Raw genomic sequence first — 24,648 nt, forward strand, 5'->3', positions numbered from 1 at the left:
GGTCCCATCATATAGTCAAACTGACTCAAACACCGGGTATGACGAAAACGAATTATGCCTCGCGCGCGGCGGCAGCACGGGCACCGGCCCGGCTGATGCCCATGCCGGTGACGCCCCACAGCGTCACCCGGGCCATCGCTTCGACCGCGATGCGGGGACGCATCTTGGACGACCCGCGCACTCGCTCGACGAAAGTGATCGGCACCTCGACGACGCGCAGGTCGGCACGCACCGCGTGCAGCAACATCTCAATCTGAAAGCAGTAGCCGAGGCTGTCCACGCTGTTGAGGTCCATACGTTCGAGCGCGTGGGCAGAGTAGACCCGGTAGCCGCCGGTGGCGTCCCGCTGCGGAAGTCGCAGCAGTAGGCGGGAGTACAGCGATCCGCCGCGGGAGAGGGCCCGGCGATGCCAGGGCCAATTCTCGATGGCGCCACCGGGCACCCATCGTGACCCCATCACCACGTCGGCCGTGGTCGCAGCCGCCAGCAAGCTCGCGAGTTGCTCCGGCAGATGGGAGCCGTCGGCGTCGAGCTGCACGAGTTGCGTGTAGCCGCGGTCGAGGCCCCAGCCGAATCCGTCGAGGTACGCCGCGCCGAGGCCGGTTTTCTCGGTGCGGTGCAGAACGTGAACGCTCGAATCCTGGGCTGCGATGCTGTCGGCGAGTGCGCCGGTTCCGTCGGGGGAGGCGTCATCGACGACCAGAATGTGCACCAGGGGCACACTCGAGCGCAGCCGTTCCACGATCGAGGCGATGTTCTCGGCCTCGTTGTAGGTCGGGACCAGTACCAGGGTGGTCGGCACAGGAATGGGCATGGGGTTACCTCGTCATTTCAATGATGCGGGTGCGATTGACCAGTGTCGTCTCGGCGACGTGGAATCCCTGGAGCGTGAGCGTGTGGACATCCGTTTCGCGGCGCGACTCGCCACTGCCCGAGTATTGCAGCAGCCAGATGCGGTTCAGGTCAGTAATGGCCGGCAGCACGTCGCTCAGCGGAGCCACCTCGTCCCAGAGCCACCCCGTGTCGGCGTAGCGCCGGGTGAGCGTCACGTCGTGCAGGCCGACGAAAGCATCGGGGTACACGTGCATGGCCAGCCGCGGTACCCGCGACGGACGCACGCTCTGGTCGAACACGACACCGTCACCGGGCGTGGCCCTGGCCGCGATCACATCGGCAACCTGTCGCCAGTCGCTGCCCTCATTCTTGCCGAAGTCACCGCGCTGCACGGCGTAGGCCGGCACGATCGCGGTCAGAAGCGCCGCAACAGCCAGAGTGCGCACCCAGTTCGTGGCGAGTGCGGCCACACCGACGGCTATCACCACGCCCACCGCGGGGGCGCACAGTGAGAGGTAGCGCAGCGAATACATCGGTGTGACCAGTTGGGTGCCCACGAGCAGAATCGCGCTGGGCACCACCAGCCAGACCAGAAAAATCGTCAGTCCGGCGCGCCCCGGAAGGTTCTGGCTGCGATGCGCGCCGGGGCGGCGCAGAAATACCGCGAGAACGGCCACAATGATGAGCGACCAGGCCATGATCGCCACGGGAATGGTGTCGAACCACTGCATGACCGCCGCCTCGGTCACCGTGACCGTCGGTCGTCGGCCGATGAACGCGATCTGTTCGCGCTGCGACGTTCCGATCAGAATGATCGGGGCGGCCAGCAGCAGCCCGAAGACGTTTGCCGCAAGCCAGGCAGCCACGTTGCGCCAGAGTGGATGCCGGCTCGCCGCCAGCACCACGATGACCGCGTGTACCGGAAGCAGCAGTGCCAGGAAGAGGAAGACGTACATTCCGAGGGCGAGCAGCACGGAATAACCCAGCCACAGCATGACAAGTCGGCCGCGGCCGGCGGTGCCGCTGCGCAGCGTGTGCACGAGCAGCACGGTGAGCCAGACCGCGATGGCCGTCGCGATGGCGGTGGACCGCGCCTCGGCGCCCATATAGGTGACCCGGGGGATCAGGGCGAAGATCAGTCCGCCGCCGATGGCTACCCGCGATCCCATAAAGAACCGAGCCAGAACGACGGTCCCGGCCGCGGCGATCCCGATCGCGATCGCGCTCGGCAGCCGGGTGGAGAGTTCGGAGGCGCCGAACAGATCGATCCAGCCGTGCAGGAACAAGTAGTACAGGCCGTGAACGGCATCGACGCTGTCAAGCAGGCCGAACAGGGAGGGAAGCGATCGCTCGGCCGACATGATGCTCGCCGCCTCATCGCCCCAGAACGACGGCTGCCAGGACCACGCGACCGAGATCAGGAAGGCCGCGAAGCCGACCAGCCCGGCCGACCGCCCCGGTGTCAGGCCCCGCATCCGGCGTCGCCGCAGCACGACGGGTGCTGCGAGGTGTGGGGCGAGAACGGAGGTCACCATGCTAACTTACCCAGCATTGGTTAACGGGAGCCTTCGAAACCCCCGGAGTTGTCTGCAAACACCAATCCGGTCGCAGGTCGGCCCCGGCGTGGGAGGGCCAGCTAGGCTTTCGCCATGACTCCAGTCGTTGATCCGCACCCCGCCGACGTGCACCACGCAGACGCGGTCGGCGTGGCGGTCGCCCAGTTCGCCCCGAGCAACGACCGGGCGCACAATCGCGCGATACTGCGGCAGCTGGCGACGACCGCCGCCGCTCGCGGAGCCCGGCTCGTGGTCTTTCCCGAGTATTCGGCGTTCTTCGAACCGCGACTCGGTCCGGCGTTTGTCGCCGCAGCCGAAGCGATCGATGGCGATTTCGTGACGGCGCTGGCCGAACTGTCCACCGAGCTCGGAATCCACATCGTGGCCGGCATGCTCGAAACGTGCGAGGATCCGACCCGGTTTTCGAACACCCTCGTCGCCGTCGATCCGGCCGGTCAGCTGGTGGCAACCTATCGCAAACTTCACTTGTATGACGCGTTCGGTGACCGCGAATCGGAGTGGGTGCTGCCCGGTGCGGTGACCGACCCTGAAACGTTCGTCGTCGGCGGCCTCGTGGTGGCGCTGCAGACCTGTTACGACATCCGCTTTCCCGAAGTTACCCGGCGACTCGTCGATGCGGGAGCCACCCTCGTGCTCGTGCCGGCGGAATGGGTGCGCGGCCCGCTCAAGGAGCAGCACTGGCGCACCCTGCTGACCGCTCGGGCGTTGGAAAACACCGTCTTCGTTGCCGCCGCCGATCACACCCCGCCGATCGGGGTCGGTACCAGCCTGATCATCGACCCGATGGGGGTTGCTGTCGCGAGCCTCGGCGAGGCAGCGGATGTTGCCGTCGCGTTTCTGGCGCCGGCTCGTGTCGCCGCGGTGCGTGCGATCAATCCGGCCCTCGCGCTTCGGCGGTTCGCCGTCGTTCCACGCTGATCCGGCCGGGCTGCAAATAGGCGGGGCTGCGAACAGGCCCGGATGCGCACCGGCTAGCGTTCGGTGACGCTCGCCTTGGTCGCGCGGGTCTGAGCGGCCGCTCGGATACCGATGGCCGGTTCCACCTTGGGCGGCAGGTCCGCGTCGACCGCTGCGCTTTCCTCTGCGGTGACGACGAGGCCCTGTGAACTGTTGGCGGAGCGAGTGAGCTGGGCGACCCAGTTCGGATTGATGGTCGGCGCGTGGCCGCCGGCGAACTTGAAGTACAGCGGAATAGCCGGGTGTAGCCAGGCAGAGCTTCGACCGTCGCCGACCACGGCGGCATCACGCCAGGACAACAGAAAGCTCTCACCGCGGCGCAGCTTCTGAACGATGACGAGCTGCAGGTGGGCCAGCATCCGATCTTCAAATTCCACGACGACACGGTCGTACGTAAGAGAACCCATGATTGCCACTTCCATTTCATTGCGATCGGTTGCGCTGAGTGAGAACACTGAGGCCGGAACGAATGAAAGCGAAGCGTGCACTTTGGTGTGGAACCGGGTACTGCTATTCACTGTCCTCCGTTCGGGGGACAAATACAAGGAATTCAGCAAGTACCCAGCACGTGCGCGGCGGACACAATCGGCAGGGGAGCTGCGAATTCCAGCTGGATCAGCACTTCCAACGGGCGTTCGATTTGGCTGAAGTGTCCAGCCCCGGGAATGGTGCTAATCCGACAGGTCGAGATCGCTGCGAGCATCCGCTCGTCGTCGGCGGCAGTGACGAAGACGTCGCGCTCTCCGTGCACGGAACGCACCGGGCAGCGGATCCGGGCCCAGGAGGCGGCCGCGTCGTAGGTGCCAGCCTGCGCGGCGGCCAGGACGAAGGCAGCCGGGCGTACCTCCGTGCCGAGCGCGGCGACAACGGTGGCGTCGATCGCCCGCGGCCGGCTGAAGAGGGGAGCGACCAACCCGCGCAGCAGACCAAGGCCCGAGGCCGCCCGCACCAGGCCGCGACCGATCAAACCGGTGACGCGCAGCATCCGCATGGTCAGCAGCAGTGCCGTGAAGGCGGGCATTACCGAGAACCGGCGAATGGGCTGGCGAACGCTGTCGATGATCGAGAACGATGTGGCCGAGACCAGGCCGACGGATGCCGTCGCCCGCGTTTCACTCGCCGCCAGTTGCAGGGCGATGAACCCGCCCATCGAATGACCCACGACATTCCATTGCGCGTAGCCGAGGGAACGGGCCAGATCGGCGACCAGCTCGGCCATCCATTCCACGCCCAGCGGCGACTCGTCGGCGGGCGCGGGCGAATCGCCCCATCCCGGCAGGTCGGGAATGATGAGATCGGTCAGGTCGCGCGCGGTCGCATCGCCGGCCTGCAGCAGGGGAGTCCACGTCGTCCACGACCCGGCAGCGCCGTGCAACAGGATGGTCGCCGTCGTGCTGACGGTGCGGCGACCGTGGCGCACCCGAACCGTTCCGCCCGTCAGTCGCATGGTGCTCGTAGTCAGGCCGAAGTGGCGGGCGTCAGCATCGAGCGGGAACGGACTGTAGCCCAGCATGGTCGCGGGCGGAGCCGGCTTTGGCCGGGGCGGCGTCGGAACCGGCGCCGGAATCGGCTTCGGAGAGTCGGGTTCGCCGACGGACGTGACGGCCCGGTCTTGGATGATTGGCTGGGTCGAGCGGTTTCGGATCGCTGGTCGGGTCATCAGAATGCTCATGCCTGTAGTTCGGTGCCGCGGTCACAGCGGATTGCCCGCCTGCACGGCAAACCGGCACGGCCCGATGGGAAATGCCGACACGGCGACAAACGCGCAGCCGATTGGCAGGCAGGAATATCGAGTGACTCCAGTCCGTTGCCGCCTGTGGAGACGCACAAACCTGTTGCCTCCCCACGACTGCGAATTATGAAAGAAGTGCCCGTGAAACTGTTTTCCCCGCTGACCCTGGGCGACCTCGAACTTCCCAACCGTCTCGTCATGGCGCCGCTGACCCGCATCCGCTCCGGCCAGTCGGGTGTTCCCGGTGAACTCGTGGCCCTGCACTACACGCAGCGCGCCTCGCTCGGCCTGATTGTCAGCGAAGGCACCTACCCGAGCCACGCCGGCCAGGGCTTTCCCGGCCAGCCCGGACTGGTCGAGCCCGAACAGCTGGCCGGCTGGAAGGCTGTGACCGACTCGGTGCACGCCGCCGGCGGTCGCATCGTCGCCCAGGTCATGCACGCCGGTCGCGTCACCCACGAGTCCACCAACGGTGGCTTCCCGGTTGTGGGTCCGAGCGCAATCGCCATCAGCGGCACCACGCGCACCTACGACGGCAAGCAGGACTTTCCCGTGCCGCACGCGCTGACTGACGACGAGCTTCCCGGCATCATCGCCGAATTCGTGCTCGCATCGAAGAACGCCATCGCTGCCGGATTCGACGGCGTCGAGCTGCACGGCGCCAACGGCTACCTGCTGCACGAGTTCCTGTCGCCTGCCTCCAATGTGCGGGACGACGCCTTCGGCGGCTCACCAGAGAACCGTGCCCGGTTTGTCGTCGACGTGGTGACCGCCGTCACTCAGGCGATCGGCGCCGACAAGGTGGGCCTGCGCATCTCACCCGAACACAACATCCAGGACGCACGTGAAACGGATGCCGCTGACCTTGTCGCCACCTACGGCGCCCTCGTGGATGGGATCGCCCCGCTCGGACTGGCCTACCTGAGCGTGCTCCATGCCGATCCGCGCGGCGACCTCGTGCAGAACCTGCGCGCCCGGTTCGGCGGGGTCTTCCTCGTCAACAGCGGATTCGGCGCCATCACCGCGCGCGACGAGGCCCTCGGCCTCGTGCGGGACGACATTGCCGACGCCGTTGTTGTCGGTCGTGCCGCCATCGCCAACCCCGACCTGGTGCGTCGCTGGCGCGACAACCTGCCGGTGAACGAGCCCAACCCGATTACCTACTACGCCGACGGCGCCCGGGGCTACACCGACTATCCAGCCCTGGCTTCGTAACCCCGCGTCACCCCCCCCTTCACGTGGGTGGGGTGCATAACTCCTGCAATTCGTCTGGCGGCGGTGCAAGTTCCGCGTCTTTGCGGCGTTGAGAACCGGCTGGCGCAGAAAGTGCAGGAGTTATGCGCGGGGCAGGGCCGCCAGCTGGGCCGAGGCCTGCTCCAGCAGTTCAACCTTCTTGCAATAGGCGAACCGCACCAGGGGCGCGTACTCGGCCCGGTGGGTGGGGGAACAGAACGCGGTGATCGGTACCGCGACCACTCCGGCCAGCTCCGGCAAACGGCGACAGAGCTCGGCGCCGTCCGAAAAGCCGAGAGGGGTAGCGTCGGCCACGATGAAGTACGAGCCTTGAGGCACGCTGATGTCGAAGCCGGCCCTCTGCAGCCCGGTCGCGAGTACGTCCCGCTTGTGCTGCATCTCCGCGGCGATTGTGGCGAAGTAGGCGTCGGGCAGGTCGAGCCCCACCGCGATGGCCGGTTGAAACGGGGCAGCGTTCACGTAGGTGAGAAACTGTTTGACCGCCAGGATTGCCGTGACGATGGCAGCGGGGGCACTGAGCCAGCCGACCTTCCAGCCGGTAAGGCTGAACGTCTTGCCGCCCGAGGAGATGGTGACCGTGCGCTCCCACGCTCCCGGGAGGGTCGCGATGGGAATGTGCGGCGCGCCGAAGGTGAGGTGTTCATATACCTCGTCGGTGACGATGATCGCGTCGTGCCGGTGGGCGAGCTCCACGATCAGCTCGAGGGTGGCCCGGGGAAAGACCGCGCCGGTGGGATTGTGCGGATCGTTCACGATGATCAGCCGGGTGCGGTCGGTGACGGCGGCGCGCAGCGCATCGAGGTCGGGCTGAAAGTCGGGGGCGCGCAGCGGCACGGTACGATGGATGCCGCCCCCCAGGCCGATCAGTCCGCCGTAGGCATCGTAGAACGGTTCGAAGGTGACCACCTCGTCGCCCGGTTCGATCAACGCCAAAATCGTGGCGGCAAGCGCCTCCGTGGCCCCGGCAGTGACCAGGACTTCACTGCCCGGATCAACGGTCAGGCCGTAGAAACGCTGCTGGTGCCGGGCGATCGCGCCAAGCAGCACCGGCTGGCCGCGGCCGGGCGGATACTGGTTCATCCCGTCGCTGATCGCCTGGCGGGCCGCCTCGAGCACCAGAGCCGGCCCGTCTTCATCCGGAAAACCCTGGCCGAGGTTGATCGCCTGGGTGCGCACCGCGAGCGCGCTCATCTCGGCGAAGATACTCGCTGCGACGCTGCCGTCCTCGGCGAGCAGCCCCGCCCCGCGCGCTGTGCGTCGCCAGGCGCCGGAAATATTGCGTGTCTGGTCTGCCGGTGAGGAGTGCTGCATGGGTTCCAAACTATCGCCTCGGCAAGGTCTCGGCTCGATCATTGAATGCTCTCAGGGCGTACATACCGAACGTTCAGGTTCGGGCGCAAAGCTGGCAACGCTTGGAAGGAGCACCCGATGACCGATAACACCAAGGATTCCGGCACCACCCCCGATCCGGCCGATGATGCCGCCGCGTTCGCCGTGACTGAGTCCGGCGAGGCAACCCAACCCACTTCGCCGGCCGCCCCGACCGGTCCGCCGGCTCCGCCCGCGCAGCCCGCCGACGCACAGCCCGACGCACAGAGCGCCGACGCCGCACCGGTCCGAAACACAGCAGACCAGGCGCAGACCATCGCCTACCCGACGGATGCCTTCGGTCGACCGATCGAGACCCCCACAGCGTCGACGTCCCCCTACGCTCCGAGTGTCGCTCCACCGACCTACGCCACCGCGAATACTTACCCCACCGACTCCTCTTCAACGGACGCCTACCCCGGGCAGCCGTTCCCCGCCGCCAAATCCCGGGAGCCCGGTCGACGCAAGGGCAGCGTGGCTCTGATCGCCGCGCTCGCCATCGGCGCCCTCGTCGGCGGATCGTCCGGAGCCGGCATCACCGCCCTCATAATGAGCAACCAGAACAATGGCGTGCCAGTCAGCCAGGCGGCCGGTCCCAGCAATGTCGTGGTCAATGACAGCACGAGCGTCAACCAGATCACCGCCGTCGCCGCAAAGGCCTCGCCAAGCGTTGTTACCATCGACGTCGCCAATGGTGCCTCCGGCGGTACCGGATCCGGCGTCATCCTCACCGAGGACGGCTATGTCCTCACCAACACGCACGTCGTCACCCTCGACGGTGCAGCGTCGGACGTGACCATCGAGGTCAAGAGTAATGACGGCAAGCTGTACACCGCCACACTCGTCGGAACCGACCCCATCTCCGACCTCGCCGTGATCAAACTCACCGACGCCAGCGGCCTCACCCCGATCAGCTGGGGGGATTCTTCCGAGCTCAACGTCGGCGACAGTGCCATCGCCATCGGTGCCCCCCTCGGTCTGTCCGGCACGGTCACCGACGGCATCGTCAGCGCTCTCAACCGCAGCATCACCGTCGCGAGCTCGGCCGCGCCGAGCTCGCCCGACGAAACGGTGCCCGACGAGGGCCAGAGCCAGAACCCGTTCTTCTTCGACTTCCCCGACCAAAACGGTGAACAATCGCAGGGTTCCCAGTCGGCCACCGCCAGCATTGCGCTCCCCGTCATCCAAACGGATGCCGCCATCAACCCGGGAAACTCCGGAGGCGCCCTGCTCAACGGCCAGGGTGAGCTGATCGGCATCAATGTTGCCATTGCGAGCGCCGGCACCACCACGGCATCGTCGGCGGCGGGCAGCATCGGTGTCGGCTTCTCCATCCCGTCGAACTTCGCCAAGCGCATCGCTGATGAGATCATCGCCAACGGAGCGGCCACCCACGGCCTGCTCGGGGCGAGCGTTAAGGACGCCTCGAGTTCCACCAGCAGCACGGTGGGCGCCCTCATCGTCGAAGCCACCTCGGGTGGGGCGGCCGAGAAGGCCGGTCTGGCCGAGGGAGACGTGGTCACCAACTTCAACGGTGTGCCGATCACCGATTCCATCGACCTCACCGCGCAGGTTCGGGTGCTTCCGGCCGGCGGGACCGCCGACCTCACCTATGTGCGGGACGGCAAATCGATCACCGTCTCGGTCACGGTCGGCGAGCTCGCCAGCTAAGCACGCGCTCCTTCCTGCGCTCTTCCCAGCACGACCGCACAGAACGCGTCGCCGGCTCGCCGGCGGCGCGTTCTGCGCGTGTGGCACCGGGCGTTCACCCAATTGCCGGGCTGGTAGGCTCGGTCGTCCTACCCAATAACCGGAAGGCTGGCCAGCCAGGTGCACCAACGCGGTACAGGACTTCCTCCCGGAGTGTCGTATGTGATGCCCGTGCTCAACGAGGCGACGCACGTACGGGCCGCCGTCGAGAGCCTCCTGGCTCAGGACTACGACGGACCGTTTGAGGTGACCCTCGCACTCGGGCCGAGTATCGACGGAACGACCGAACTGGTCGAGGAAATGGCCGCTGTCGACGCGCGCATCCGCGTGGTACCCAACGATGTCGGCTCGACCCCGGCCGGCCTGAACATCGCCATCCGCGCCTCCCGGTATGCCGTTGTCATTCGCGTGGACGCCCACTCCGTACTGCCTCCCGACTATGCGCGCATCGCGGTCGAGACGCTCGAGCGTACCGGCGCCGACAACGTCGGCGGCATCATGGATGCCCGCGGCATCAGTGCTTTCGAGCGGGCCGTTGCCCGCGCCTACGGCACCCGCATCGGCCTCGGCGGCACGCCGCACCACGTCGGTGGCGCGGAAGGTGCCGCCGAAACCGTGTACCTCGGCTGTTTCCGCACCGAGAGCATCCTGAAGGTCGGACTGTTCGACGAGGGCGTCAAACGCGGCCAGGACTGGGATTTGAACCGTCGTCTCCGCGAAGCCGGTGGCCAGGTCTGGTTCACCCCACTCTTGCGCGTGCTCTATCGCCCCCGGCCGACCCTGGCCCAACTGGCCCGGCAGATGCTCTCCACCGGGCTCTGGCGTGGCGAGCTGGCGCGGCGCTATCCGGCGGCCAACGGCATCCGTTACTTCGTGCCGCCCGCCATGGTGCTCGGTGTCGCTGTCGGCCTGCTCCTGGGGATCGGGGGGATCGTGCAGGCCATGCTCGGTGCTGTGCCGTGGCTGCTGCTCGGGCTGGTCGTACCCGCCGGTTACCTGCTCATCGTCGTTATCGCGACGATCGCGGTGGCCAGGCCGGACGGATTTCGTGCGTCACTGCACTTTCTCGTAGTCTTGCCCTGCATCCACTTCTGCTGGGGAATCGGATTCGTGCTCGGCTATCTCAAGCTCACCACCAACATCACGGCACACACGGGAAGGTGAGCAGATGACCAGTTCGCCCCAGATCTCGCCCAACCGGCAAGACCGACCGGAGTCGATCGCTCAGCTGCGCGCCGTCGCGCAGCCTCCCGAGGTGCGCCTGCGCGCCAACGCGGAGCACTGGACGGCGAGCCTGTACCTGCGCGACCTGTCGCCCTACCTCACCTGGATGCTGCTGAAGACGCGGATCTCGGCCAACGGCGTGACCGCGCTCATGATCCTGGCCGGCTGGTCGACCGCCGGTGCATTGCTGATCCCCGGAATTTGGGGCGCCCTGCTCGCCCTCGCGCTCAGCCAGGTTCAGATGCTCATCGACTGCAGCGACGGCGAAGTCGCGCGGTGGCGCGGCACATCATCGCCCGCCGGGGTATTCCTCGACAAGGTCGGTCACTATTCAACCGAGTCGCTCATCCCGATCGCGCTCGGAATTCGCGCGGCCGCCTACCCGTTCGAGTCGCCGAACGATTTTCTGTGGACCAGCCTGGCGCTGCTGCTCGCGCTCATCATCGTGCTGAACAAAGCCCTCAACGATATGGTGCACGTCGCCCGGGCCAACGCCGGCTTGACGAAACTCGCCGACACCCACGGCGAGAAGACACCCACCTCAAGCGTGATCGCCCGGGTGCGCCGACTCGCCCGTTTTATGCCCTTCCACCGGCTGTACCACTCGGTCGAACTGACCATGGTCATCTTCGCCGCGGCCGTCCTCGGGCTGTTCCTCGGGCAGCCGCTGGTTGACCGGGCCGTACTCATCGTTCTGGTGCCGCTCGCATTCTTGTCGCTCATCGGTCATTTCGTGGCCATTATGGCGTCCAAGCGTGTCCGTTCCTGAAGCTGACGCCGACCTGCCCACCGTCGGCGTCGTGGTGCTCACCCAGGGCACCCGGCCGGCGGATCTTGATCGGGGCATCCGCTCGGTGCTGGCTCAGCAGGATGTGACCCTCGACGTGGTCTGTGTCGGCAACGGCTGGCAGCCGGCCGACCTGCCCGTCGGCGTGCAGGCGCTCTCTCTGCCGACCAACCTCGGCATACCTGCCGGCCGCAACCGCGGGGTGTCCAGGGTCACCGGAGACTACCTGTTCTTTCTCGACGATGACGCGAGCATTCCTGACCCGCATTTTCTTCGGGACGCGATTGCGCAGCTGCGCGCCGACCCGACCATCGGGCTGCTGCAGCCGCGGGTCGAAGACCCGACCGGGGTTCTGTCGCCGCGGCGCTGGATTCCCCGCATTCGCAAGGGTGAGGCCACCACGCCCGGACCGGTGTTCTCGGTCTGGGAGGGCGCGGTGCTGCTGCCGCGCGTCGTTTTCGACGCCACCGGCGGCTGGGCTGAACCGTTCTTCTACGCCCACGAAGGCATCGAACTGGCCTGGCGGGTCTGGGATCAGGGTCGGGTCGCCTGGTATGCCGGCGACCTCGTCGCCCATCATCCGGTCATTCTGCCCACCCGGCACGCCGACTACTACCGGCTGAACGCCCGCAACCGGGTCTGGCTGGCCCGCCGCAATTTACCGGCCCTGTTTGTGCCGCTCTACGTGGGTTCCTGGACGGCGATCCAGGTGCTGCGCTGGGCGCCCGCCAACCGGCCCGCCCTGCGCGCCTGGTTCGGCGGCTGGCGCGAAGGGTGGCGCAGCGACCCGGGGCCGCGGCATCCGCTGCGAGCGCGCACGGTCTGGCGCATGACCCGCGCGGGGCGACCGCCGATCATCTAACGAAAGGTAGTCTGGTTCGGTGGTAATTCGGAAAGACGTCAGGCGTGCAGTCAAACTGGTCAAGGATGTTGTGGCCTCCCGCAAGGCCCAGCACAAGCTCCGCGGCCCGCTGAAATCAAGAGAGCTCCGCGCCGACAACCACTTCAAGATCGCCGTGTACTTTGCCGACGGACCGGTCAACATGTACCAGATGCGGCAGTGGTATCAGCCGCTCGCCACACTCGCTAAGACCTGGCCGGTACTCGTGCTCAGCCGCACCGGCGGCGGCACCCTCAAACTCATGGACGAGTCGCCGATCCCGGTTGCCTACGCGCGCACGGTACCGCAGCTCGAACAGATCGTCGCCGAGCAGGACATCCGCATCGTGTTCTATGTCAATCAGAACCCGCGCAACTTTCAGATGATGCGGTACGGGCGCTGCTGGCACGTTTTCATCAACCACGGTGAGAGCGACAAGATGTACATGATCACCAACCAGTTCAAGGCCTACGACTATTCGCTCGTTGCCGGCGACGCCGCACTGGCCCGACTCGACCGGGTGCTTTGGGACTACGACTTCGACAAGCGCGCCCTCAAGATCGGGCGCCCCCAGGCCGACTACTTCAGCGGGGAACTGCCCTATCGGCCCGATGAACGCCAGGTCGTGCTCTACGCGCCCACCTGGGAGGGGGACCGGGCCGCCGCCGCCTACGGCTCCGTGGCGACCCACGGGGTCGCGCTCGTCACCGCTCTGCTGGCCACCGGCCGGCACCGGGTCATCTACCGGCCACACCCGCGCAGCGGCGTCGTCGACCACCGCTACGGTGCCTCCAACAAGGTCATCATCGCTGCCATCGCTGCGGCGAACGCCCGCGATGTGACCGCGCAGCACGTTTACGACTTTGGCCCCGACCTCGGCTGGCAACTCGCCGCAGCGGATGTCGCCATCGTCGACATCTCCGCCATGGTCTACGACCGCCTCGCCACCGGAAAACCGCTCATCATCACCCGACCGGTGAACCCGACGGCCGTGATCGATACCAGCGGCTACCTCTCCGACTGCGAGTGGCTGCCGGCCGAGCAGGCCGCCGATATCGTGACGCAGGTTGAACGGCTCACCCACGATGACGCTGCGGTGGAACGCCTGCAGGGCTGGGTACAGCGCTATTTCGGCGACACCACCCCCGGCGTCGCGACGGAACGACTGCACGCGGCAGTGCAGCACCTGATGGACGAGTGGGACAGGTTCGCGGCCATGCACGACGCAGACATCGCGATCATTCCCGATCCCGCGTTGATTCCCGACCAGGAATAGTCCGAAGCGCTACGACCCGGCAGGCTCCGTCGGCTCTGAAACGGATGCCGGCGGCTCGGCCGCTCCGGCCCGTACCGACCGGCCTCCGCGCTTTTCCCGCACCGAGATCTCCCGCACGCGCAGGTCCAGATCCGGCTGGAATCCGGCTGGTGCCGGACCGAAGGCGAGCCGTGACGCGTGCATGACCTTCTTACCCAGAATATGGTTTCCGGCACCGCCGATCACCGCTCCGATGCCGAACGGCAAGGCCTTGCCGAGCAGGCTGGCGCTGCCCCGGGTGGCGAACTGCCGCAGGAAAGCACTCTTCAGCCGGTCGGTGAGCGGGCCGAGAATAGCCCGGGGCAGACTGTTGGTGATGAGTTCACCCCAGTACGTGGTTCGTGCCGTTCCCGAGCCGGTCACCTGCCCGGCGAGCTGGCGGACCAGGTCGCTGCCCTCCCGACCCAGCATCATGGTCATGACGAGGGCACGGGCGCGGTCGGGGTCGTCAACGGCGATGCCGTGCACCTCACTCACCGACTGGGTGAACAGGGCCGTCGCTTCGAGAAAACCGGCGGTCTCCACACCGGAGAGTGCGAGGGTGATTCCAGTCCCGACGCCGGGAATGACCGCGGTGGCGCCGACGGCGGCACCGCCGGTCGTGACCGCTGCGACGTAGCGCTTTTCCAGGATGCGCACGATCTGCTCGGGGGAAGCATGGGGATTGCGACGTCGGATGCTGCGAATGTGCGCGAGCACAACGGGCCGGTGAATGGCCAGGATCCGATCGAAACCCTTGACGAATCCGGTTGGTAGTGCGCCGCCCTGCGGAGTGCCGCCGGTTGACGACAGCATCGGTGTACTCTTCCTGGCCATTAGTCGCCTTCCTCGCGCCCGTCTACAAATACTATCTTTCACGAAATGTCCACCCGCTAGTCAAGACGCCCCTGTGCCGCTACAACTGAGGAATGCTTTCGCCTAAGTCAGAAGCGTCCCGACTGCTCGGACTCCGCCTGCGCGAGCGCCGCCTGGCGCTCGCGCTCAACCAGCAGGACGTCGCCCTGCTCGCCGGACTCAACGTGTCCAATTACGCCCGAATCGACCGCGGGCGCGGCAATCCCACGATGTACACGCTCATCCGAGTTGCGGCCGTGCTGCAACTCGAAATCAGCGAGCTCGTTGCCGGTCTGGCCGTCGAGCAGCTGCCGCCGACCCACGACGGCTACCTCGCGATCGAATTTCGTCGGTCACAGGACAGTCAGGTCCGTCGACGACTCGATGAGGGTCAGGCCGGTTTGATGCCGTAGTCGGCGTTATACCGGGCGAGCACGTCGGTGATCGGCGCGTCGAGCACCAGATCACCCTTGTCGAGATAGAGACCCCTGGTGCAGAAGCGCCGCAGGTCGCGCTCGTTGTGCGAGACGATGAACAGCGTGCGACCGCCGGCCAAAAGTTCCTCGATGCGACGGTAACATTTCTCCCGAAAGGCCTTGTCGCCGACGGCTAGAACCTCATCGACCAGCAGGATCGGTTCCTCCAGCCGGGAAATCACCGCGAAAGCGATCCGCACTTTCATTCCGCTGGACAGATGCTTGTACGGCGTATCGATGAAATCGGCGATCTCGGCGAATTCGATGATTTCGTCAAAGCGTTCGGTGATCTGCCTGCGGGTCATCCCGTGCAGGCCCGCCGTCAGGTAGACGTTGTCGCGCACGCTCAGGTCGTCGACGAAACCGCCTGTGATCTCGATCAGCGGTGCCACACCCTCGGTGACGCGCACGGAACCTTCATCGGGCAGCACGACCCCGGTGACGAGCTTGAGCAGGGTGGACTTACCCTGCCCGTTGCGCCCGACGACGCCGATGGCCTCGCCCGGTTGCACGGTGAAGCTCACATGCTGCAGGGCCCAGAACTCGCCCGGCCGGCTGCGCCTCCTGCTCGCACCGAACAGATCCTTGAAATTGCGACGTCCTCGCCGATTCCGGCGAAAGCGGATGCCGACATCCTGCAGCGAGATAACCGGCGTTACTGTCGGCGGCGCTTTCACCTGCGTCATCAGATCTCCTTCAACACGGCGCGTTCGGTGCGGCGGAAGACGAGCAGTCCGAGCCCGAGGAAGACGAGGGACATGATCACGCTGATCCCGACGGCAAACCAGTCGAGCTGTTCGGGAAAGAAGGCTGCCCGATACAGACTGAAAATACCGCTGAGCGGGTTGAACGCCGCCCAGAAGTGCAGCTCGGGCGGTAGGTCGCTGGTGCCATAGATGATGGGGGAGGCATAGAACAGAAAACGCAGGATGAGCTTGACGGCCCGTTCCAGGTCGCGGAAGAACACCACGAGCGGGGCGACGAGAAGCCCGACACCCGCGGTCAATATCGCCTGGATCACGATGGCGAGGGGGAAGAACACGGCGTCGACGTTGAGTTCGGCACCGTACAGGAGCGCGAACAGCACCAGCACCGGGATGGACGCCAGAAACTCGATGCCCTTGGACAGCACCAGACGGTTCACCCAGATGGTGCGGGGTATCCGCGTCGAGCGGATGAGCTTCGCCTCGCGCAGAAAGGCTCGGGTACAGTCGGAGACCGCACCGTTGAACCACATCCAGGGCAGCAGGGCCGCCAGCAGGAACACGATGTACGGGTCGCTGCCGGCGCTGCGGTCAAAGACCTGGGTGAAGACGAACCAGTAGATGCCGGCCATCACGAGCGGGTCGAGGATGGACCAGAAGTAGCCGAGCACCGAGGTGGAATAGCGCACCCGCAGGTCGCGCTGCGTCAGCAACCACAGCGAATGCCGATACCGGGCGATCGGCGTGCGCTGTTCGGGGCGCACCTGGGCGTAACTACTCACGCGGTCTATCGTATGGGAGCGCGGGGAGCGTTCCGCGCCAGCCTGGCCGGTGACGAAACCCCGACGCCGTGGCTTAGGTCTTTCCGGCGGCACAGGGGTTTCCGGCGGAACAGGGGTTTCGGATGGTGCCGGACCGGGTCGGTCAGACGAACAGGTTGGCGCGCTCGAGGTCCTCGGCGAAGTCCACCTCGACGGCGTAGAAGTCGGAGATGTTGACCGGCTCCACCAGCATGCGGTTCTGTTCGATCGCGAGCTCGATGCCACGCTCAAAGTAGTCCTGGTCGGCCACCTTGTTCAGCTGACGGATGAGGGTAGCCTTGTCAGCGCTCGATACGTAGTTGATGCCGACGGCTTCGCCGAGGCCGCCCTTGACGGTCTTCGAGAGCTCCTTGATGTAACCTTCGGCACTCGTCGTGTACTTGACCTCTTCATCGGACACCTTGTCGGTGTTCACGGTGACGAAGGATTGATCGCGAGCCATCATGGCCGCAGCGCGGTCGAGGATGGCCGGGTCGAAGACCACGTCGCCGTTCATCCAGAGCACGCCACCGGGTTTGGAGGCCTGCAGGGCACGCAGCAGGCTCTTCGAGGTATTGGTCTGGTCGTATTCTTCGTTGTAAACGAAGGATGCCTGCGGGAACGCTTCGATGATGTGCTCAAGCTTGTATCCGACGACGATCGTGACCTTGGCGGCTTTGCCGAAGGCGTGTGCGATGTTGTCGAACTGCTGCTGCATGATCGTGCGGCCGTCATTCAGCTCGGTGAGCGGCTTCGGCAGTGAGCGCCCGAGACGGCTGCCCATACCGGCCGCCAGAATGACCACCTGCGTTTTAGTTGCTCGCGCTTTGACTGCGTGCGTCGTCACGATTATCTCCTCAAGAATGGTTAGGGCTAGGCCGCAAAACCCCATCAGTACTGAAGAGTTTGCCCAGGATTCACCCACATGTTCACGTAAAGACACACCGTTATGTCATCCTCACCATAACCCGTCGGGCTGTTCCGAGGGAAGAAACGGCTCAGCACGTGTCCATTTCGTGACCCGGCGTGGAGCGCACTCACAGGTTGAAACGGGTGCTTCTGGCCCGTCCGCACGCCCCGGTCGGCGGTCCTTGGTAGGTTAGCGGAGTGACTTTTGTGCCGCCCCACTCCGAATCCGGCGATGACTCCGTCACGGGCCGTGCTGCCGATTCGCAAGCTCAGCCCATTGGCGCGCCAGGGGTCGCTACGCCACCCGTCGCCAAGCCGGCCGTTCGTAAGCCGGCCGTTCGTCGGCCGGCGGTTGGTAAACCGACCGGTGCTAGACCGACCGTACGTGCAACGACGGCGGCCAAGTCAACAGTCGCTAAGCCTGCTGTTGCCAAGCCTGCTGTTGCCAAGCCTGCCGTTGCCAAGCCTGCCGCAGCCAGGACGACGGTGACCAAGCCGACCGTAGCCGCGCCGACCGTAGCCGCGCCGACCGTAGCCGCGCCGACCGTAGCCGAGCCAACGGCGGCTCAGCCCACGGTGATCGGAGCAACCGCTGGGCAGCCGCCCGCCGAAGCCGGAGTTGCCGAGCCGGCGGTGCGGAAGCCGGCGGTGCGGAAGCCGGCGGTGCGGAAGCCGGCCGTGCGGAAGCCGGCCGTGCAGACGCCGGCCGTGCAGACGCCAGCGGTGCGGAAGCCTGCGGTGCGGAAGCCGGTTGGGTCCGAATCGACATCGGCGACAAGCGCGGGGGTACCGACGTCGTTTGGTGTTGTTCGGGCCACGGCGCAGGTGCTCGCCGAGAACGCAACCGACGAGACGACACGTCCGTACGTGACCCGCGACGCCCTGGTGACGACCCCGCCGCCCGCGACGGTCGCGGTCGTGCGGCAATCGGTCGATACGTCGGCAGCGACACCGACGATCGGCACCACGTCAACAGCGAAGCCGGTGCCCCAGCCGACACCGGCTGTCGCAACACCCGTAGCGGCAGCCCCGGCACCGATTGTCATCGAAGCTCGCGGTCTGGTCAAACGCTTCGGCCACACCGTTGCGGTGTCGGATCTGGACCTGACCGTTCGGGCCGGATCGTTCTACGGCATCGTCGGACCCAACGGTGCCGGAAAAACCACGACCCTGTCGATGATCACCGGGCTGCTGCGTCCGACCGCCGGAACCGCCCTCGTGCACGGCATCGACGTCTGGGCCAGGCCCAACGAGGCGAAGCGGGTGATCGGCGTACTTCCCGACCGGCTTCGGCTCTTCGATCGTCTGACCGGCGCCCAGCTCCTCTATTACGCCGGCACCCTGCGTGGTCTCGACAATGATACGGTGCGCAGCCGGTCGGCTGACCTTGCCGCGGCGTTCGGCCTCGAAGATGCCCTCAATCGTCTCGTCGCCGACTACTCGGCCGGCATGACCAAGAAGATCGCCCTGGCCTGCGCGATGATTCATTCCCCGCGCGTGCTGGTGCTCGATGAGCCGTTCGAGTCGGTCGACCCGGTGTCGGCGGTCAATGTCACGGAGATTTTGCAGAAATATGTGGCTGCCGGAGGAACAGTCGTGCTGTCCAGCCACGGCATGGACCTGATCCAACGGGTGTGCGATCACGTCGCCATCATCGTGCAGGGCCGCGTGCTCGCCGCCGGCACCATCGACGATGTTCGCGGCCAGAAGACACTGGAGGATCGATTCGTCGAGCTTGCCGGTGGGCGCAAGGTCGCGGAGGGCATGGAATGGTTGCACAATTTTTCGGACTGAAACTCCGGCTCCTCGCCAATCTTTTTCGTCGTAGTCCCTGGCAGGTCGTCGGCCTCGTGCTCGGTCTGCTGTACGGCCTCAGCGTTGCCGTTTCCCTGCTCATCGCCCTGATCAGCCTGCGCTTCGTCGGAGACCCGGTCATCATCCGCGATGCGCTCACGGTGGCCGGATCCATCGTGATCCTCGGTTTTCTGGTCATCCCGATCGTGGTCGGTATCGACGACAGCATGGACCCCCGCAAGTTCGCCTTTCTGGGAATCCCGAACCGGTCCCTCTCGCTCGGCCTGGCCGGTTCGGCGTTGATCGGAGTTCCGACCCTCACGCTTTCGATCGTGCTGCTCGGCACCGTTGTCACCTGGTCGCGCGGCGTCGGGCAGACCCTGCTCGCCCTGATCTCGGCCGCCCTGATCCTCGTTACCTGCATCCTGCTGTCCCGGGTGAGCGCATCCGTTGCCGCATTTCTGCTGTCGACCAGGCGATCACGCGAATTCACCGGGCTGATCGGTGTCGTACTCCTCGTGTTGGTCTCCCCGATCGTCGTGGTGCTGCTCAGCACGGACTGGGGCCGTCACGGCCGCACCCTGCTCGGCACCCTGGCGGCGGTTCTGGGCTGGACGCCGCTCGGCGCAGCCTGGGCCGTTCCGGGAGACGCCTCCACTGGCGCCTGGGGCGCGGCGATTCTGAAGCTGCTCATTGCCGTGGGATCGGCCTACGCCCTCTGGCTGATCTGGCAATTCGTCGTGGCCCGCATGCTCGTGTCGCCCGGGCGCGAAGCGGCGGCGAAGCAGTATTCCGGGCTGGGCTGGTTCGACCGGCTGCCGCACAGTTCCGTCGGCGCGATCGCAGCCCGCACCTTCACCTACTGGGCGCGGGACTCGCGCTACTGGGTGTCGCTGATCATGATTCCGATCGTGCCGATCATCGCGATCCTGCCGTTGAGCTTCGTCGGCGTGCCGTTGCACGACCTCGCCCTGGTGCCAGTCCCGCTCATGTGCATCTTCCTCGGCTGGACCATGCACAACGACGTCGCCTATGACAGCACCGCGATCTGGCTGCACGTGGCGTCGGGCACCAGGGGGGCGGCTGACCGGATCGGACGCCTCATTCCCGCTCTTTCCGTCGGCATCCCTCTGATTGGAATCGGCTCCGCCATCAGCATTTCGGTCTATGGGGACTGGTCGGTGCTTCCGTCGATGCTGGGCGTGAGTACCTGCATCCTCCTGGCTGGTCTGGGCTTCTCCAGCTACACCTCGACCCGTTTTCCCTATCCGGTGACCAAACCCGGTGACAGCCCGTTCGCCCAGCCTCAGGCCTCGGACACCGCCTCGGCTCTCGTGCAGTCGCTCACCTTCATCGGATCGATCGTGGTGGCGCTGCCGGCGCTCGTCTTCGCCTACCTCGGACTCGTCGAGGACCCGGTCTGGCATCTGCGCGCGCTCGGTGCCGGCCTGGGCCTGGGCCTGGTAGCCGTCGTCGTGGGCGTCTGGGTCGGCTCGCGTGCCTTCGACCGGCGCGGACCGGAAATGATCGCTTCCGCTCAGCGCGCCTGACTCAAACGGGCCGAGTGCCTAGACTGGTGCCATGAGTGAATTTCGTGCGAGCATTGCAGAACCCGGCCAGCCCGGCGGCGGAACGTCCACGCTCGACCGTGAACTCGAAGAACTGCTGAACCAGGAGCAGATCGAGCCCGGCGACCACGAACGGTTTTCGCACTACGTGCCCAAAGACAAGATTCTCGAATCGGCCATCTCGGGCAAGCCGGTCAAGGCGCTGTGCGGCAAGAAATGGCTGCCGGGCCGCGATCCCGAGAAGTTTCCGGTGTGCCCGACCTGCAAGGCCATTTACGAGAAGATGAAAGCCAAGTAGTCCATCACCGGTAGGTCGTGGGGATGACGGCCTCGCCGCGCCCCAACCGGAACGCCTCGATCGGCAGTTCCTGCATAACGGATGCGTTGTGCGCGCGGGCGCGCAGCGTTCCGGCCGGTCCCAGATAGCGTTCATCGACGGCGCCGTCGACGATCAGTGGAACCAGCAGGGCGCGTTCCAGTCCGCTGCGGGAATCGAATTGGGCGTCGGGACCGTCCCCGAGCACCACGATCTCTTCCTGGGCGGTACCGACGGCGTCCACTCGGCGCAGCGCGCTTTTACGGCCGCCGATGGACAGCTTCGCGGTCGACGTCTTGGCGACGGAGATCCAGTCTTCGCCGTGACCCTTGTGGGCGACGAGCTTGTAGACCAGTCCGGCAGCGGGCTCGCCCGACCCGGTGACCACCGAGGTGCCGACGCCGAAGGCATCCACCGGGCTGGCCGACAGAGCCGCGATGGCGAACTCGTCGAGGTCGCTCGTAACGGTGATCTTGGTGTTGACCGCGCCGAGGGCGTCGAGCTGTGCCCGGGCCGCAGCGACGACGGTGGGCAGATCACCCGAGTCGATGCGTATTGAGCCGAGTTCCGGCCCCGCGATCTTCACCGCCAGGGCGATTCCGGCCGGCACGTCGTAGGTGTCCACGAGGAGAGTCGTGGCGGAACCGAAGGCATCCACTTGCGCCTGGAACGCGTCTTCTTCGGTGTCGTGCAGCAGAATGAACGAGTGGGCGGCTGTTCCCATGGTGGGCAGGCCCCACTGGCGGCCGGCCTCGAGGTTGCTCGTCGACGCGAAACCGGCAATGTACGCGGCACGAGCGGCGGCGACGGCTGAATGCTCGTTGGTTCGGCGTGAACCCATTTCGGCGATCGGACGACCGAGGCTCACCGACACCATGCGGGCGGCGGCGCTGGCGACCGAGATGTCGTAGTTGAGCACGCTGAGTATGAGGGTCTCCAGAATGACGCCCTCGGCGAAGGTACTCTCCACCAGCAGCAACGGTGAGCCGGGAAAGTACGCTTCGCCCTCCTGGTAACCCCAGACGTCGCCGCTGAAGGCATAGTCGGCCAGGTAGTCGAGGGTTGGGGTGCGCACGACGTTGTTCTCGGCGAGCCAGGTCAGTTCTTCGGTCTCGAAGCGAAATTGGCGGATCAGCTCGAGCAGACGACCGGTGCCGGCGACGATGCCGTAACGACGGCCGGTGGGCAGGCGTCGGGCGAAGGCCTCGAACATGCACTCCCGATCGGCGGTACCGCTCTGGATGGCGGCGTCCACCATCGTGAGCTCGTAGCGGTCGGTGCGCAGGGCGGGCGGCCGGGCGGCCGTTCCGCGGGGCGCCGGAACGGAGAAAGCGGGGGACGGGGTCACCCGGCACAGCTTATCCGCTTGGCGGGCTAGGCTTGATCTCCGTGACGGATGCACCGATTGGTATTTTCGATTCCGGAGTCGGCGGCCTGACCGTCGCCCGGGCGATCAAGGACCAGCTGCCCAACGAATCCATTCTCTATATCGGTGACACGGCCCACTCGCCGTACGGACCGAAGAAGATCGCCGACGTGCGTGGATTCGCCTTGGATGTGCTCGATGATCTCGTGGCGCAAGACGTGAAGATGCTCGTCATCGCGTGCAACACAGCGTCGGCGGCCATGCTGCGGGATGCCAGGGAACGCTACAGCGTGCCCGTGATCGAAGTGATCCAGCCGGCCGTGCGACGTGCCGTTTCAACGACCCGTAACCAGCGCGTGGGCGTCATCGGCACCCTCGGCACCGTCAACTCTCGTGCCTACAACGATGCCTTCGCCGCAGCGCCCCAGATTGCCCTAATCAGCCAGGCCTGCCCACGATTCGTCGAGTTCGTCGAAGCCGGCGTCACGACCGGCGCCGAGGTGCTGGCCGTCGCCGAAGAATACCTGGCACCGCTGCGTGCAGCCGAGGTCGATACCCTCGTGCTCGGATGCACCCACTATCCGTTTCTGCGCGGCGCCATCTCTTATGTCATGGGAGAAGGCGTCACCCTGGTCTCAAGCGACACCGAAACCGCCAACGACGTCTACCGGGTGCTGGTCGGCCAGGGCCTGGAGCGCGCACGCACGAGCCCGCCCAGCTACCGTTACGAGGCCACCGGCGACAGTGCCGAATATTTTCTCGCCCTCGCCCACCGCCTCATGGGACCGGAGGTCAGCCGGGTCGACCTGATCGAGACCGGCACCCTCAACCTCAGCGCGCTGGCAACGCCCACCTTTTCCCCGCTGCACCCGAACCACTAGGAGTACACCGTGACTGAGATCCTGCGCGCCGATGGCCGCACCAACGACGCACTGCGCCCGATCACCATCGAGCGCGGCTGGAGCGACCAGGCTGAAGGTTCGGCGCTGATCTCCTACGGCCGCACCAAGGTGCTGTGCACGGCGTCATTCACCAACGGCGTTCCGCGCTGGATGAGCGGTAAGGGCAAGGGCTGGGTCACCGCCGAATACTCGATGTTGCCGCGTTCGACCAACAGCCGTATGGACCGCGAATCGGTCAAGGGCAAGATCGGTGGCCGCACCCACGAGATCAGCCGGCTGATCGGTCGCAGCCTGCGCGCGGTCGTCGACATGAAGGCGCTGGGCGAGAACACGCTCGTTCTGGACTGTGACGTGCTGCAGGCCGATGGCGGCACCCGCACTGCGGCCATCACCGGCGCGTATGTCGCCCTCGCCGACGCCCTCGAATGGGGACGCACGAAGAAATTCATCGCCCAGAAGGCGCAGCCGCTTCTCGACAGCGTCTCGGCTGTCTCCGTCGGAATCATCGCCGGGGTTCCGATGCTCGATCTCGCCTATACCGAAGACGTGCGTGCCGACACCGACATGAACGTCGTCGTGACCGGACGCGGCAAGTTCGTGGAGGTGCAGGGCACCGCCGAAGCTGCACCGTTCGACCGCAGCGAACTCGACACGCTGCTCGACCTCGCCCTCAAGGGCGCCGTCACCCTGACGGAGTTTCAGACCGGTGCGCTGACCATGGCTCGGGAGCGTTGAGCGTGCAGATCGTTCTCGCCACGCACAACGCCCATAAGGTCGAAGAGTTGCGGCGCATCCTGGCTCCTCAGCTGCCGGGCGTGGAGGTGCTCGCCTATGACGGCCCCGAACCCATCGAAGACGGCACCACCTTCGCCGAGAACGCCCTGATCAAGGCGCGCGCAGCCGCCGCCCAAACCGGGCTACCGGCGATCGCCGACGACTCGGGCATCTGCGTCGATATTCTCGGCGGGGCTCCCGGCATCTTTTCGGCGCGCTGGTCCGGGCCGGCCAAAGACGCCGGCGAGAACCTGCGCCTGCTGCTCTGGCAGCTCAGCGACGTTCCCGAGCAACACCGCGACGCCCACTTCACCTGTGTGGCGGCACTCGCCCTGCCCGATGGCACCGAGCGGTCCGTGACCGGTGAGTGGCCGGGGCAGCTTCTGTTCGAACCGGCCGGTGCCAACGGCTTCGGCTACGACCCGATCTTTCTGCCCGAGGGCTACGCGATCTCGGCCGCAGAGCTCTCGGCGCACGTCAAGAACCAGGTCAGCCATCGGGCGATCGCCTTCGAGGGCCTCGTTCCGATGCTGCGCGAGGTGCTCGGCTCGTAGCCGTCGAGCGCTG

Annotated in this window: 24 protein-coding genes; 14 read left to right on the forward strand and 10 right to left on the reverse strand. The window is 66.1% G+C overall.

All coding sequences use genetic code 11. The features are described 5' to 3' along the window. Nucleotides 1–52 precede the first annotated feature (52 nt). Entirely contained in the window at nucleotides 53–814 is a 762-nt protein-coding gene (locus BMW72_RS06360) for a polyprenol monophosphomannose synthase (protein WP_092108414.1), read from the reverse strand. 4 nt (nucleotides 815–818) lie between these two features. After that, nucleotides 819–2,369 (reverse strand): glycosyltransferase family 39 protein, encoded by a 1,551-nt coding sequence (locus BMW72_RS06365; RefSeq protein ID WP_092108416.1) that lies wholly within the window; start codon nucleotides 2,367–2,369, stop codon nucleotides 819–821. Nucleotides 2,370–2,483: 114 nt separating this feature from the next. Between BMW72_RS06365 and BMW72_RS06370 the strand changes: the two genes are divergently transcribed. Then, nucleotides 2,484–3,329 (forward strand): carbon-nitrogen hydrolase family protein, encoded by an 846-nt coding sequence (locus BMW72_RS06370; protein ID WP_092108418.1) that lies wholly within the window; start codon nucleotides 2,484–2,486, stop codon nucleotides 3,327–3,329. A 53-nt stretch (nucleotides 3,330–3,382) separates the two neighbouring features. Here the strand turns inward: BMW72_RS06370 and BMW72_RS06375 are convergent, their stop codons facing one another. Then, nucleotides 3,383–3,775, reverse strand: coding sequence for a DUF7882 family protein (locus BMW72_RS06375; RefSeq protein WP_241983898.1), 393 nt, complete (start codon nucleotides 3,773–3,775; stop codon nucleotides 3,383–3,385). 143 nt (nucleotides 3,776–3,918) lie between these two features. Continuing rightward, nucleotides 3,919–5,040 carry an alpha/beta fold hydrolase gene (locus BMW72_RS06380; RefSeq protein ID WP_092108420.1) on the reverse strand — a complete coding sequence of 374 codons (1,122 nt, stop codon included), beginning with the start codon at nucleotides 5,038–5,040 and terminating at the stop codon, nucleotides 3,919–3,921. A gap of 186 nt (nucleotides 5,041–5,226) precedes the next feature. Here BMW72_RS06380 and BMW72_RS06385 point away from each other — a divergent pair, with 186 nt between their 5' ends. Continuing rightward, nucleotides 5,227–6,315, forward strand: a complete 1,089-nt coding sequence (locus BMW72_RS06385) for an alkene reductase (RefSeq protein ID WP_198410990.1) — start codon at nucleotides 5,227–5,229, stop codon at nucleotides 6,313–6,315. A gap of 120 nt (nucleotides 6,316–6,435) precedes the next feature. Here the strand turns inward: BMW72_RS06385 and BMW72_RS06390 are convergent, their stop codons facing one another. Next, nucleotides 6,436–7,665 (reverse strand): aminotransferase class I/II-fold pyridoxal phosphate-dependent enzyme, encoded by a 1,230-nt coding sequence (locus tag BMW72_RS06390; protein WP_092108422.1) that lies wholly within the window; start codon nucleotides 7,663–7,665, stop codon nucleotides 6,436–6,438. A 117-nt stretch (nucleotides 7,666–7,782) separates the two neighbouring features. Between BMW72_RS06390 and BMW72_RS06395 the strand changes: the two genes are divergently transcribed. The 5 genes from BMW72_RS06395 to BMW72_RS06415 all read left to right on the forward strand — a co-directional run bounded on the left by BMW72_RS06395 (nucleotide 7,783) and on the right by BMW72_RS06415 (nucleotide 13,599). Continuing rightward, nucleotides 7,783–9,393 (forward strand): S1C family serine protease, encoded by a 1,611-nt coding sequence (locus BMW72_RS06395; protein WP_092108424.1) that lies wholly within the window; start codon nucleotides 7,783–7,785, stop codon nucleotides 9,391–9,393. 192 nt (nucleotides 9,394–9,585) lie between these two features. Next, on the forward strand, nucleotides 9,586–10,596 hold the full coding sequence (locus tag BMW72_RS06400) for a glycosyltransferase family 2 protein (protein WP_255576204.1): 1,011 nt from the start codon (nucleotides 9,586–9,588) through the stop codon (nucleotides 10,594–10,596). Between the two features lie 4 nt (nucleotides 10,597–10,600). After that, nucleotides 10,601–11,425 (forward strand): CDP-alcohol phosphatidyltransferase family protein, encoded by an 825-nt coding sequence (locus tag BMW72_RS06405; protein WP_092108428.1) that lies wholly within the window; start codon nucleotides 10,601–10,603, stop codon nucleotides 11,423–11,425. Further along, on the forward strand, nucleotides 11,412–12,305 hold the full coding sequence (locus BMW72_RS06410; RefSeq protein WP_092108430.1) for a glycosyltransferase family 2 protein: 894 nt from the start codon (nucleotides 11,412–11,414) through the stop codon (nucleotides 12,303–12,305). Before BMW72_RS06405 ends, BMW72_RS06410 begins: the two co-directional genes overlap by 14 nt. Before the next feature lie 19 nt (nucleotides 12,306–12,324). Next, a complete protein-coding gene (locus BMW72_RS06415; protein ID WP_092108432.1) occupies nucleotides 12,325–13,599 on the forward strand; it encodes a CDP-glycerol glycerophosphotransferase family protein in 1,275 nt (424 codons plus the stop codon). 9 nt (nucleotides 13,600–13,608) lie between these two features. Here BMW72_RS06415 and BMW72_RS06420 read toward each other — a convergent pair whose 3' ends face one another. Beyond that, nucleotides 13,609–14,454, reverse strand: a complete 846-nt coding sequence (locus BMW72_RS06420) for a hypothetical protein (protein WP_241983899.1) — start codon at nucleotides 14,452–14,454, stop codon at nucleotides 13,609–13,611. A gap of 92 nt (nucleotides 14,455–14,546) precedes the next feature. Between BMW72_RS06420 and BMW72_RS06425 the strand changes: the two genes are divergently transcribed. Beyond that, complete coding sequence (locus BMW72_RS06425; protein ID WP_092108434.1) at nucleotides 14,547–14,885, forward strand: helix-turn-helix transcriptional regulator; 339 nt, start codon at nucleotides 14,547–14,549, stop codon at nucleotides 14,883–14,885. On the opposite strand, the gene BMW72_RS06430 is transcribed toward BMW72_RS06425, so the two are convergent. The 3 genes from BMW72_RS06430 to BMW72_RS06440 all read right to left on the reverse strand — a co-directional run bounded on the left by BMW72_RS06430 (nucleotide 14,864) and on the right by BMW72_RS06440 (nucleotide 17,299). Continuing rightward, nucleotides 14,864–15,634: an ABC transporter ATP-binding protein gene (locus tag BMW72_RS06430; RefSeq protein WP_092108436.1), complete on the reverse strand. Its 771-nt coding sequence runs from the start codon at nucleotides 15,632–15,634 to the stop codon at nucleotides 14,864–14,866. The two genes, BMW72_RS06425 and BMW72_RS06430, sit on opposite strands and share 22 nt — an antisense overlap. After that, the gene (locus BMW72_RS06435; protein ID WP_241983900.1) at nucleotides 15,634–16,434 is read right to left on the reverse strand and encodes an ABC transporter permease; all 801 of its coding nucleotides are present in this window, start codon (nucleotides 16,432–16,434) and stop codon (nucleotides 15,634–15,636) included. Before BMW72_RS06435 ends, BMW72_RS06430 begins: the two co-directional genes overlap by 1 nt. Before the next feature lie 142 nt (nucleotides 16,435–16,576). Further along, nucleotides 16,577–17,299: a phosphocholine cytidylyltransferase family protein gene (locus tag BMW72_RS06440; protein WP_255576205.1), complete on the reverse strand. Its 723-nt coding sequence runs from the start codon at nucleotides 17,297–17,299 to the stop codon at nucleotides 16,577–16,579. Between the two features lie 1,100 nt (nucleotides 17,300–18,399). Here BMW72_RS06440 and BMW72_RS06450 point away from each other — a divergent pair. Genes BMW72_RS06450 through BMW72_RS06460 form a run of 3 tightly spaced genes read left to right on the forward strand, consistent with a single transcriptional unit; the run spans nucleotide 18,400 to nucleotide 21,021 of the window. Then, nucleotides 18,400–19,155, forward strand: a complete 756-nt coding sequence (locus BMW72_RS06450; RefSeq protein WP_241983910.1) for an ABC transporter ATP-binding protein — start codon at nucleotides 18,400–18,402, stop codon at nucleotides 19,153–19,155. Next, entirely contained in the window at nucleotides 19,131–20,705 is a 1,575-nt protein-coding gene (locus tag BMW72_RS06455) for a hypothetical protein (protein ID WP_092108446.1), read from the forward strand. Before BMW72_RS06450 ends, BMW72_RS06455 begins: the two co-directional genes overlap by 25 nt. Nucleotides 20,706–20,736: 31 nt before the next feature. After that, nucleotides 20,737–21,021 carry a DUF3039 domain-containing protein gene (locus tag BMW72_RS06460; RefSeq protein ID WP_092108448.1) on the forward strand — a complete coding sequence of 95 codons (285 nt, stop codon included), beginning with the start codon at nucleotides 20,737–20,739 and terminating at the stop codon, nucleotides 21,019–21,021. A gap of 4 nt (nucleotides 21,022–21,025) precedes the next feature. On the opposite strand, the gene BMW72_RS06465 is transcribed toward BMW72_RS06460, so the two are convergent. Further along, entirely contained in the window at nucleotides 21,026–22,387 is a 1,362-nt protein-coding gene (locus BMW72_RS06465) for a nicotinate phosphoribosyltransferase (protein WP_370448764.1), read from the reverse strand. A 41-nt stretch (nucleotides 22,388–22,428) separates the two neighbouring features. Here BMW72_RS06465 and murI point away from each other — a divergent pair, with 41 nt between their 5' ends. Genes murI through rdgB form a run of 3 tightly spaced genes read left to right on the forward strand, consistent with a single transcriptional unit; the run spans nucleotide 22,429 to nucleotide 24,635 of the window. Then, a complete protein-coding gene (gene murI, locus BMW72_RS06470; protein ID WP_092108660.1) occupies nucleotides 22,429–23,286 on the forward strand; it encodes a glutamate racemase in 858 nt (285 codons plus the stop codon). A gap of 9 nt (nucleotides 23,287–23,295) precedes the next feature. Continuing rightward, nucleotides 23,296–24,042, forward strand: coding sequence for a ribonuclease PH (rph, locus tag BMW72_RS06475; RefSeq protein ID WP_092108450.1), 747 nt, complete (start codon nucleotides 23,296–23,298; stop codon nucleotides 24,040–24,042). After that, a complete protein-coding gene (rdgB, locus tag BMW72_RS06480) occupies nucleotides 24,039–24,635 on the forward strand; it encodes an RdgB/HAM1 family non-canonical purine NTP pyrophosphatase (RefSeq protein WP_092108452.1) in 597 nt (198 codons plus the stop codon). Before rph ends, rdgB begins: the two co-directional genes overlap by 4 nt. Nucleotides 24,636–24,648: the final 13 nt, after the last annotated feature.

This window comes from Cryobacterium luteum, from assembly GCF_900110125.1.
GTDB lineage: Bacteria > Actinomycetota > Actinomycetes > Actinomycetales > Microbacteriaceae > Cryobacterium > Cryobacterium luteum.